4 protein-coding genes and 10 tRNA genes are annotated in these 12501 nt (G+C 30.8%); all 14 read right to left on the bottom strand.

Going from position 1 to position 12501, the window contains the following annotated elements:
* Positions 1-7 precede the first annotated feature (7 nt).
* Positions 8-3847 carry an AAA domain-containing protein gene (locus ACI2WZ_RS00730; protein WP_500244921.1) on the bottom strand — a complete coding sequence of 1280 codons (3840 nt, stop codon included), beginning with the start codon at positions 3845-3847 and terminating at the stop codon, positions 8-10.
* A 275-nt stretch (positions 3848-4122) separates the two neighbouring features.
* Positions 4123-6543: a leucine--tRNA ligase gene (gene leuS / locus ACI2WZ_RS00725; protein ID WP_500244920.1), complete on the bottom strand. Its 2421-nt coding sequence runs from the start codon at positions 6541-6543 to the stop codon at positions 4123-4125.
* 72 nt (positions 6544-6615) lie between these two features.
* Positions 6616-9321: a magnesium-translocating P-type ATPase gene (gene mgtA, locus ACI2WZ_RS00720; protein ID WP_500244919.1), complete on the bottom strand. Its 2706-nt coding sequence runs from the start codon at positions 9319-9321 to the stop codon at positions 6616-6618.
* A gap of 179 nt (positions 9322-9500) precedes the next feature.
* On the bottom strand, positions 9501-11288 hold the full coding sequence (locus ACI2WZ_RS00715; protein WP_500244918.1) for an MATE family efflux transporter: 1788 nt from the start codon (positions 11286-11288) through the stop codon (positions 9501-9503).
* A gap of 79 nt (positions 11289-11367) precedes the next feature.
* Positions 11368-11444: transfer RNA gene (locus ACI2WZ_RS00710), tRNA-Ile, on the bottom strand.
* A gap of 131 nt (positions 11445-11575) precedes the next feature.
* Positions 11576-11651: transfer RNA gene (locus ACI2WZ_RS00705), tRNA-Phe, on the bottom strand.
* 8 nt (positions 11652-11659) lie between these two features.
* Positions 11660-11736 (bottom strand) — tRNA-Asp (locus tag ACI2WZ_RS00700).
* A 4-nt stretch (positions 11737-11740) separates the two neighbouring features.
* Positions 11741-11816 (bottom strand) — tRNA-Met (locus ACI2WZ_RS00695).
* 8 nt (positions 11817-11824) lie between these two features.
* Positions 11825-11917 (bottom strand) — tRNA-Ser (locus tag ACI2WZ_RS00690).
* 49 nt (positions 11918-11966) lie between these two features.
* Positions 11967-12043, bottom strand: a tRNA-Ile gene (locus ACI2WZ_RS00685).
* Positions 12044-12066: 23 nt separating this feature from the next.
* Positions 12067-12143, bottom strand: a tRNA-Met gene (locus ACI2WZ_RS00680).
* A gap of 7 nt (positions 12144-12150) precedes the next feature.
* Positions 12151-12226, bottom strand: a tRNA-Ala gene (locus tag ACI2WZ_RS00675).
* 25 nt (positions 12227-12251) lie between these two features.
* Positions 12252-12328 (bottom strand) — tRNA-Pro (locus tag ACI2WZ_RS00670).
* A gap of 45 nt (positions 12329-12373) precedes the next feature.
* Positions 12374-12450, bottom strand: a tRNA-Arg gene (locus tag ACI2WZ_RS00665).
* Positions 12451-12501 lie beyond the last annotated feature (51 nt).

Below are 12501 nucleotides of genomic sequence, written 5' to 3'. Positions count from 1 at the left end.
CTCCTTCTTAAATATCTTTTAAAGTTAAAAAACTTCCATCATATTCAATCTTATCTATTATTGATGAGTATATTTCGTGTGTGTTTATGATATTAGGGTCAGAAGTTTTCGCTATTTTAACTGTGATATCATTAACCGCTCTTTTTGAACCAACTATAATTAAAAGCTCTCGCGCTCTACTAAAGGCGACATTTATACGCTCGTATTTTTTTAAAAACTCTCTACCACTCTTTGATGATAACTTGGCAGGATTACGGACAATATTAACTATTACGTAGTCTGCCTCTTTCCCTTGAAAATCATCAACTGTATTCACAACGATTTCTATATTTTTAAACTTGTAATTTCGTAATTTGTTTTTTATTTTTTTAACATGCAAACCATAAAAACTAATTATTGCTAGTGTTGGTTTTTTATCTAAAGATAAATTTTTAACAGACTCATTTAGTTTAGATACCATGTTCATGGTTATTTCAACTTCTAAGTCATTATAAATACTTGTTGAATTATCTTCTCTCTGTTCAAAGAATATTTCATCATTTTCATCATATGTTGAGTCTATTCAATACACAGAGCTATTTTGATTAATTATCTCTTTGTTTTTATTACCCAGTACTATAAGATTGTGTTCTTTTTGGTCACTAACATTTTGTTCTACTTTAAGAAAGCCGTCATAAAATTTATTAACAATATCCATAATTTTACGATGACTTCTATATTGTGTTCTTAATAGAGTGGTAATTTCTTTTTTATTAACACCAACTAAGTTTTTAAATGCGGATTGATCTAGTAATTCCATCAACTCATAATAATCGTAATCTTTTCCCAGTTGCTCATTAACTGTTTTAACATCACTTGGTTGAAGTTTGAAAATTGGAGGTAACTGTTTATAATCACCTACAAGTATTAATGTTTTCCCATAAATTAATGGCATAAGTATTTCTAATAAAGTTGCTTTTGAAGCTTCATCAATAATAACAACATCCACATCTATTGACTTTAAACTAATTTCTTCTAATCCTAACTTATTTGCCTGCTCGTTTTTATTAAACTTGAAAAGGTTTGATGAAGTAAGAGTCATTGCATAAACATTTATAATATTTTTAATAAGCGTAGGCATGTATTTTTTTGATTCTTGTATCATTTGTACTGTAAAGTTATTTGTTGCCACTTCACTGTCAAAATCATCTTCTATCTTGTAATTATCTTTAAGATAACTTGTTATCAAGGAATAAAACTCATTCAGTTCTTCTCTTTTACTTTGTTTTGCTTCCAACTCACTGGAAAAACTATTCAACTCTTCTCTAAGAATTTCTTCTAAATCGATATTTTTTAAATCTAGGTTCAAGTTAAACTTGTTATTTATTTTTTTCAATAAACTTGTGAGTTCTTTATTATTCTCAGTTCGTGACTTATATAGTTTTTGAAGTTTTACTTCTAAATTGTTTATTTCAACTTCTTGATTGTTTATGATACTATCATCAGCCAAAGAATATTCAACTTCATACAGTTCATGTTCTAGATCTGTTTTTAAGAAATCTAAATCTTTACTCAAGGAGAAAAGAAAGTTATTAAATTCTTTTATTAACGATGCTTCATCCAAAGTTTTCTCAAGTGTGGATATCTGACTTTCTAATTTCAAAACATTCTCTAAATTCCCCATTTTTTTATTTTGGTATATGTCTCTTTTTAATGCTGCAATCTCTTTATAGATGTCATTACTAAATAAAACTTCTTCACAAATGTTTTCTAAAGTTCTAACAAAATTCTCGCTAATTATAAATCTTAAATTATTATTTCACTTAAAGTCATCGAATAAGTTTTGATACTTCATTTCATATAAACTTTTTAATTTATCACTTATTACAATTGCCATACTAAAATCTTTTGTGCTCAGCAATTCTATAAAATTTTTTAAATTTAATAGTTCATCTTTTAGTTTATCTTTTTTTCTAAACAAGTCGTTACGTTTAGACTTAAATGTTTGCACATTAGATTTCATTGTAGTAATTTCTATATCTAAGGCTCTTATACTATTATTTAATTGGTGAAAACCTTTACTATTATTTATAAGTTTTTCCAACTCCATAATAGTATTATTAAATTCTTCGATCGAGAAACTTTCTGTTCTCAAGTATTCAAAAACTGAGTTTGCTATAGATTTATAATAGTTGTACACAACTCTCTCTGGGGAGAAATTATTCTGCGCCTTAGATGAAGTATTTAATCTATTAGTAAGTCTTAATCTATTCACATTTGGTTCATATGGTAGGCGATCAACTACATTCTTGATAGCTTCATGATTTTGACTTGAAATCAAAACTTTTCTATTTTTTTGGGATAATTGATAAATTATTTCACATATAACTTGGGTTTTACCAGTACCTGGCGGACCTTGTAAAATGAAAACATCTTTAGAGTTTAAGGCTTTGTTAACAGCTTCTTTTTGTTCTTGGTTAAGCTCATATTTGTAATTTTCTAATTCTTGTAAATTAGTACTCTCTGTTAGCTCTAATAATTTTGTGTTAAACAAGTAATTTATCAAGTAAGGGTTCTTGGTATTTCCCTCTGCTATTCTTTTTAATACTTGTTTACTTCTCTCAATTAAAACCTCTTCTCCTACACCAGAGTAAGCTAAATAACCTGTTTTGTATGTATCAATAATGTTTTTCTCATTAATGTTTGTAGTCTCTATAAAATAATCAGTTTCAAAAGTTACTTTTAAAACAAATCACTCAGATAATTTATTTGCATGCTTAGTTAGAATACTTTTCAAATCTTTTCTTGTGCCTAAAAAAATATTTTGCTTTTCTTCTCAATAGGAAACAAAATTTATTTGTTTTTCATCTATTGCAACCAACTCTGAGAGCGAAAGAAGTTCCTTGCTATCCTTATTTTTATCTAACTCGAAATCAAACAAAACTTCTGGATCTCTTTGAAACTCTGACAAAGAAGGAAGAACTCTATTATTAACCAAGGGTATAAGAGCTAAACTTTCCATAACTTTAAAATTATTCACTTTATCTAAATTATTTGTTAATAAATCTATTGTAATAAGATCAACCACATCAAAATAAATATTTTTATTCTCAAGTAACGTCATAGAATCTAAACTTAAATAAAAATAATTTTTGTTTTTCGTTTTAGATACTATGAAAGAATTTAGGTCCTCAGTAAATTCTTTTTTCTCAACTTTAACAACTCTACTTCAACTTAAATTTAAAAATGGAAGTGCCACTTTTCTTTGAACGCTTAATAAATCAGTCAAGAAATTTAAATAATTTGCTCATTTATTTTTAGTTTCAATAAACTTGGAAACAAGTACACCTATATTTTCTATAGTGCTAGAGTTTAACAAATTCCTTCTTAGTAGTTCATCTGTTTGAAACTGGTTTTTATATTTTATGAGTTCTATCGATGCTTCGTCGATTGTAGTTTCAAAGTCTTGGGCTTTATTTGAAAGTCTAGTTTGAAATATAGAAGTTATAGTTAATACAGGTGCCTTTGGATTAATATTTACAAAAAAACCTAGGTATGTTTCCTTAGGTAACTTTTCTTGACTAGTTGTATTTAGTTCCATTCTGATTATCGCATCATAAACATAATCTTCATTTGATTTTGAGTTTACTTTTCTTGTAGTATCATTTACTAAACAAATAAAACCTTGTTTCATTATTGAATTACGCAAGAAAGATAAAAACTCTTGATATGTTTTTACATTTTGTATTTCAAGCTTTTCAATAATCTCATCCAAGGAGCTGCGATTTTCTTTAAAGCGTACATTTTGCATAAAAGAAAAGTCTAAAAATATCTCTTTATTTTCATTATTCTTTATCATATTTTGCATAATCTAACCTCGAATTAAATATATAAATAAATTATAACACCTTGAGTTTAATTATCTTTATGCCAAAAAAAATAACAAATTTCACCGGTTTTAGTGCGGAAGAGTATTTTCTAGTTTATATAAAAAAACTAAATGAACGCAAAGTATTTTATTATAAAAGCAGTTATACAACAAAGTATTTATCCTGTTATTTCGTTAATTATAAAACTCAGAAAAGAAAAATACCACAAAGGTGTTTTTCTAAATGTGTTTGTTTTAACTTTTATTACTCTTTTTTATTTGATTACGAAGTTAACTATTTTATCTAAAACTACTATTTCTTTTAAAATAGTTTTCCCGTTTAGGTTTTTAGCAACTTGTTCTAATTCTTTTGCTCTTTTTAGAACTTCATCTTTTGCAGTTCCTTTAGAAACCTCCATTGTAGTTTTAAGTTTACCATTGATTTGTATTGCAATCACAACTGTTGATGATACAAGTTTGGTCTCATCATATGTTGGTCATTTTTGCAAACACACAGATGGTGAATTCCCGATTTTTTCCCATAACTCTTCAGCTAAATGAGGAGCAAATAGAGATAACATAATCAAGAACCCTTCTACATACTTCTTATAGACGGGTTTTTCTTCTTTATAAACCGCATTAACAAACACCATCAGTTGCGAGATAGCAGTGTTGAATTTGCATTCTTCAACCATTTGTGTGACCTTTTTAACAACATCATTATATACGAAATCTAAATTCTGATTTTCGTGGTTATCTACTAAAACCACTTTTTCTATCATACGATAAACTCTATCTAATCACTTTCTAGAACCATCTAAGCCTTTGAAACTTCAAGGTAAGGAAGCTTCAAGTGGCCCCATAAATAATTCATAAAGTCTTAATGTATCTGCACCATGAGATTCAATAATATCGTCTGGATTGATGACATTTCCTTTCGATTTACTCATCTTTTCGCCATTATCGGCCAAGATCATGCCTTGATTAATAAGTTTATGAAAAGGTTCTTTAGTTGGTACTATATTTAGGTCGAATAATACTTGATGTCAAAATCTAGCGTAAAGTAAGTGAAGTACTGCATGTTCTTGTCCACCAATGTAAAGATCTACAGGTAATCATTTTTTAAATAAATTCATAGCTTCTTCACTAGTAATATCCACTAGGTTATTTGGACTAGAAGTTAAAATGTATGCCAAATAGTATCAACAAGAACCAGCTCATTGAGGCATTGTATTTGTCTCTCGTTTAGCTTTCATTCCATTGTACTCTATATTAACTCATTCACTCAGATTTGCCAATGGTGACTCACCCGTTTTAGAAGGTTTAATATAATCTGTCTTCGGAAGTGTTAAAGGTAAATCTTTTTCGTCAATCAATGCAACATCACCATTTTCCAAAAATACTAAAGGAAAAGGTTCTCCATAAAATCTTTGTCTAGAAAATAATCAATCTCGCAATTTATAGTTGGTTGTTAGAGTTCCCATGTTTTGATTTGTTATTTTTTCATTTATGCATTCAAGTGCCTTGATTCTGTTCATTCCATTTAAAAATTCCGAGTTAATATGAATAGACTCACCAACAAAAGGTTTAGACATATCCTTAGTCTCTAAAACAAATTTAATAGGTAAATCATATTTTGTTGCGAATTTTCAGTCTCTCTCATCATGGGCAGGAACTGCCATTACTGAACCTGTTGCATAATCGTTCAACACATAATCAGCTATTCAGATTGGAACATTCTCTTTTGTAATAGGGTTTATTGCGTAACTTCCTGTAAAGACACCATTTTTTTCTTTTGAATCATCTTGTCTTTCCACATCAGTTTTCATTTGAGTGCTTTTGATGTAATCTTGAACTATTTCTAAGTTATCATCTGTTGTTACATCTAAAACTATTTTATTTTCAGGAGCTAAAACAATATACGAAACACCAAAAATAGTGTCTGCTCTTGTTGTAAATACAGATATTGTTTTGTTCAAACCAACCACAGGGAAATTTATTATTGTTCCATTTGATTTTCCTATTCAATTTTTTTGTAATTCTTTTACTGAATTCGGTCAATCCAATTCGTCTAGGCCTTCAAGTAACCTATCAGCATACTTGGTTATTTTTAGAACTCATTGCTTCATAGGTCTTTTGACTACTTCAAATCCGCCAACTTCAGATATCATCTTACCGTTCTCTAATAATACTTCTTCATTAGCAAGAACAGTTCCAAGACCTTCACATCAGTTTACATTTGCATCTTTAATCTCTGCTAGGCCCTTTTTATATAATTGTTGGAAGATTCATTGGGTAACCTTATAATAGTTTGGATGACTAGTATTAACTTCTTTATTATAATCGTAACTAAAACCTAATTTTTTCAATTGATTTCTAAATATTATAATATTTTTTTCTGTAAAGTCTCTTGGATCATTTCCTGTCTTCAATGCATATTGTTCTGCAGGTAAACCAAAAGCGTCTCAACCGATTGGATGTAATACATCATAACCTTGTAGTCTTCTTAAGCGAGCAAATGCATCAGTAGCTGTATAACCTTTGGGATGTCCAACATGTAATCCTGAACCACTAGGATAAGGAAACATATCTAAAATGTAAGCTTTTTTATCATTATGATTTGTCGTTACATATGTTTGATTATCTTCTCAGAACTTTTGTCATTTTTTTTCTATTTTTTTATGTGAGTATTCCATTTTTTACCTCTATATCTATAAATTAAATCTAATTGTATTTTACAATAGAAAAAACACCAATAGGTGCTTTTGTTATAATCATTCTTTAAATCTTTTTATATAAAGTGTTTTTACCAATTGTGCTAGCATTATGTAACATAAGACAAATGACAAAGCAACCGGTAAAAATACCAATGGTGGTTGTTCCATTTTAACAAGTCTATTTATTGGTGAGTATGGGACTAATATAGCCATACCACAAACAAATATTGTAGATGCATTCACTTGTCATGATGCATTCGATTGAATAAATGGTAATTTCTCTGTTCGATACATTTGCATAACTGCAGTTTGCGTCATTAAACCGACTACGAATCAAGATGCATTAAAGCGACTAGTAGCGCTGGCATCAAAACTATCTGGGTCAACATTTATTCCAGGTTTTATTCCAATATAACTTTGGAATCCGTAAAGTAAAACAATGAACGTTAGTATATCAAATATAGAACTAACCGGACCGTTTATTAAAGTAAACCATATGATATTTTTTGTTCTAAGTGGTCGTGGATTATCAGTGAACTTTTTGTCTACTTTATCAAAAATAAATGCAAACATAACTATATCATATAAAAGATTTTGAAGAAGTAAGTGAATTGGTTGCATTGGTGAAACAACAGTTATGAACAATGCCACCAATACACTTAGAACATTTCCAAAATTTGAAGCAATAGTAACTTTTATGTATTTTAGAATGTTAGCTAGCGAAACTCTTCCTTCATGAACTGCTATTTCTATTGGTAATAAAGAGTCATCCATCAATATGATGTCTGCTGCATCTTGAGCAATGTTTGAAGCATTTGCAAATGATATTGCAACATCAGACTCTCTAAGAACAGGCGCATCATTTATCCCATCACCCATGAAACCAACTACGTGACCTTGATCTTTTAATGCTTTGATTATCATAGACTTGTGTAAAGGACTCAGTTTGACGAAAACGTTTCCTTCTCGTGCTGCCTTAGCAAGTTGAGATTCATTCATTTCTTCAATTTCTTTTCCAGAGAAAAGTTTTGTTATTTTAAAGTCGACCTTTTTACAAATTGCTCTTGTGATAACTTCACTATCACCAGTAAGAACTTTTGCATCGATTCCTTTATTTTTTAAGTTTTTTATGATTTTTTTTGAAGTTGTTTTTGGTTCATCGAAGAAAGTAGCAAAACCATAAAATATCAAATCTTCTTCTATGTCTTCGTCCTCTAACTCATTGTGAGCTACACCTATAACTCTAAATCCATCTTCATTTAAAGCCTTTGCTTTACTTACTATTTTTTCTCTGTAATCATCTGTTAATGGTTCAATTACACCATTCACAGCTATTCTGTCACAAATTTTTAAAACTTCTTCAATTGCGCCCTTAGTGAATATTTCTTTTTGTTCTTTTTTAGAAAGAATTACAGATAACATTTTTCTTTTAAAGTCAAATGGAACTTCTCATTCTTTAACATAATCTTCAACATTGGGTTTATCGATTAAGTTTGATAATAATACAGCATTATCTGTTGGATTTTGAAATCCAGATTGGAAGTAGCTATTTAAATACAAAATTCTATTTAATTTTTCATTACGTTGATTTGTAACATCCAATACTTTTTCCAATATGATTTCACCATTTGTTATAGTACCTGTTTTATCGGTACAAAGTATATCAATGGCACCCATGTTTTGTACGGCATTTAAGTTTTTAACTAAAACATTGTGTTTTTTAATTTTAGAGTAACCTCTAGTAAGATTTGAGGTAACAATAATGGGTAACATTTCTGGAGTAAGTCCAACTGCTATCGATAAAGAGAATAATGCTGCATTTAATCATTTGCCATCTCCAATAGGTCTTAGACCAAAAACTAATAAAACAATTGGAGTAACTGCAAGCATAAAAGCAATCAATAAAAATGTTATTTTACGAATACCTTTATCAAATGAACTCTTTGGTCTTTTTTCTGTTATTTTGTCATTTATTGTAGAAAAGTATGTGTTTTTTGCTGTCGCCACAACGATCGCTAATGCTGAACCAGAAACTACATCTGTTCCTGTATAACAAATATTTTCATACTCCAAATAATTTGTGTTGATATTTGTATCTTTTTTTTGCACAGGAAATGATTCTCCTGTTAATGCAGCTTGATTAAGATATAAGTTATTAGATCAAACAATTCTTACATCTGCTGGTATTAAGTCACCGTTTGATAAATAAATCAAATCACCAGGGACAAGTTCTTCTGTAATGATATTATGTGCTTCTTTGATCAACTTGATAGAGTTGGCATTATCAATTGTTTGCACATTAAACTCTGTATTTCTTATTACTTTACATGTTTGCTTACTATCGTATTTCATTTTTTTGATGACAAGAAATGATCTAACTTCTTGAAAAAATGTAATTGTTCCACTTAGAACAATCATAAATAGTACCAATAAAGCTCCGAAAAGATCGAATATTTCTGACCCACTATCTGAAAAATATTGATAAAAGCTAAACGAGTCAATAACTATTAAAATTAAGTTAAAAGGGCTTAAAAAAGATTTAACAAATGCGTTGAAAACATTAAAACGTTTAGCATCAAGTTTGTTTTCCCCATATTTAGTTGCAAGTTCTTCAACTTCGTCGTCATTTAAACCAAATCTTGAAATGTTAAACTTTTTTAAAACCTCTTTAGAAGATACATTTGAGAAAACAGCTAGTTCATTGCTCATATTTTTAGCTGTATTTTTTTTATTATTATTTTTAATTCCGTTTTTCATAACCTCTCTCCTTTAAAGAGAGTGCTCGTTTTATACTACTGAAAAATTGGTGCATAATATGGCACTCCCTTTATTTCTATTTTTATTGATAAGTTCCATTTTGGCGGAAGGAATGCTCATATTACCACCTCTTTCTAATGCTTATTAATTATAACTTATCTTAATATAAAAAATCAACTTTAATTAGTTGATTTTACTTCTTTGAGATCGTCAATTTTTGATTTTCCGTCTGCTGTTAAAATATATGTTGGATCTTCTTCTTTAGGTTCAATTAAACTTCTAACCCATGTTTTCTTGAAGTATAAAATTAATGCAGGTATCAACTTAAATGTTTCGCATAGACATGTAATTAAATGAACTCATACGATGTCTAAGGTGAATAGCCCTGACTCTGGGAAAATGTGTTTGTTAGCTAATATAAGAAATGCTAGAGTTGGAATTTGAATAGTTCAATTAAATCCAGAATCCATCAAGAATGAACTTATAACACTACCACCCGCTCTTAGAACGGAGTAACAACAATTATTAATCATAATAACCGGATAAGTCATAGTATATATAAAAATCATTCATATACCAATCCTGTTTGCTTCAGGAAGAGCATTAGGGAATATCAAGTTTGGAATTACAAATGAAAGACCAGATAATAATGCTGTAAAACATATACCTATAACAAAACTTAGTCTCATTAAATGAGTAGCGTTGTATTTAGCTTTATCAAACCTTTGTGCTCCTAGCTCATTTCCAACCAGGGTTGATATACCGGCATTTAAACCATGATACATTGGCGAGAAGAAGGCCATTAACATGGTTTCATACATTGCATTAGCCGTTAGTGACTCTACGGAGTATAAAGCTCTTAATTTAACTTGTAATACTTGTGCAAATGCATAAAGTGTTTCATTAAATAAAATCGGAATAGACTTCAACAGAACAAGCTTTACAATGATTCTATTTATCAAGAAATGTTTGATTCTAGGAATGAATTCGAATCTTTTAATTGATAATAAGCAAAAAATAAATATAGTTTGCATTATTCTAGAAGCAACTGTTCCATATGCAGAACCTTCAACTCCAAACCCTATAAATCCTGGGATAAATGTTGGAGATGTTAAGAATATATTACAAGTTGAATTAGCTACAAGTGATATTGACGCCATAAATAAAGAATAAAATGGTCTTCTTGTTTCTCTTAAAACAGTTACAGTCACTTGATTAATTGTTAATAAGATGTAACTCATTGAAACTATTCTATAATATCTGACACCTTCTTGCGTTGCTAGCTTTGCTGCTTCGTTTTGAAAGTAACTAAAATAAGACATAATTGATTCTTTATCAGCTACAAGTTGGTCAGTTGGTTTAGATACATTTAAAGGATGAGTGGTGAATCCTATCATCTTCTCAGTAATTCCTGGTATAGCAAACAGCATAAATAATACTGTTATTGATAATGTCAAATACATTTTCAAGGCTGTTACTTGTTTTAGTTTTTGATACTCACCCGCACCGAAATATTGTGCTGAAAATATTCCAGCACCATAACAGAAACCAGAAACCATACAAAACATAATTATATATAGCTGATTACTTGCTGAAACCGCATTAACACCTATTTGACCCGCTTCATAAAACATACCATCACCAGCGTAACCTAATAATCCGTTTTGTTCAAGTAGCTTTAAAAAATCAGGATTTGTTGATAATTCCTTTCAACCAGAGTCTTTAATGTAGTTTAACAATTCTTGAAACCCATTTATATGTTCTGGCCTAAGATGGTTAACAAAAATATTGTCGACCAAATCTGTAGAAGCCATAATAACTTCTTGGAGTACTGATCATAAAATTATTGTCAACGTCAGTTTATATCATTGTTTTTCTGCAAAAAATCTTTTTTTAACTTTATTCTTTTTATGAATAGTTGTAGTATCAAGACTTTTTTCCTTCAAGATGTAGTTGTCTTCTTTCATGATTACCCCTTCTATTTTCAATGTTTAATAAGAAAAGACACTTCCCTAAAATACATGAAGTGCCTTATTTGATTCTAAATGGTCGGAACAAGTGGACTTGAACCACCGACCTCACCCTTATCAGGGGTGCGCTCTAACCAGCTGAGCTATGCTCCGTAAAACAATATTAATTATAAGATAATCATTCATAATTTGCAAACTTTTTTTATAAAAATAAATTATTAATTATGATTTTTTATCAATCAATAAAAAAAACATCTTTATTTAAGATGTCGCAGTTTCAATAATGGTGGTTTTGGACGGAATTGAACCGCCGACACGTTGAGCTTCAGTCAACTGCTCTACCAACTGAGCTACAAAACCATTAATAATGGCGACCCCAACGGGACTCGAACCCGTGATCTCCTCCGTGACAGGGAGGCGCGATAACCAACTTCGCTATGGGGCCAAAATGGTTGCGGGGGCAGGACTTGAACCTACGACCTTCGGGTTATGAGCCCGACGAGCTACCAACTGCTCCACCCCGCGATATAAAATGGCGGAAGATGAGGGATTCGAACCCCCGCTCGGGTTTCCCCGACTCTCGGTTTTCAAGACCGACCCCTTCAGCCAGACTTGGGTAATCTTCCGTATTTATTTCGTTCCACATAATTCGCGAATTTATCTAGAGTCAAATTATGGTGGACCTTATTGGACTCGAACCAATGACCATCCGGTTATGAGCCGGATGCTCTAACCAACTGAGCTAAAGGTCCATAATATAAAATTGATAAATATATGGTAGCGGGGAAGAGACTTGAACTCTTGACCTCCCGGGTATGAGCCGAGCGCTCTAACCAGCTGAGCTACCCCGCCATATATATGGTGGACCCGAACGGGATCGAACCGTCGACCCCCTGCGTGCAAGGCAGGTGCTCTCCCAGCTGAGCTACGGGCCCATATATAAAATAAATATTAAATTAATGGTCGGGAAGACAGGATTCGAACCTGCGACCCTTCGGTCCCAAACCGAATGCTCTACCAAGCTGAGCCACTTCCCGAAGTAATGAATATTAATTTTGAATATTCATTAGTTGTTCCTAAAATGGCGCGCCCTAAGGGACTCGAACCCCTAACCTTTTGATCCGTAGTCAAACGATCTATCCAATTGATCTAAGGGCGCAAATAATAATAAAAACAACCAAAAATATTATAATACAATTTTTAATAATTA

The sequence above is a fragment of the Spiroplasma endosymbiont of Megachile willughbiella genome, assembly GCF_964273395.1.
GTDB lineage: Bacteria > Bacillota_I > Bacilli_A > Mycoplasmatales > Mycoplasmataceae > Spiroplasma_A > Spiroplasma_A apis.
Note: the sequence above shows the minus strand (reverse complement) of the source record. Positions and strands in the feature narration are given on the sequence as shown.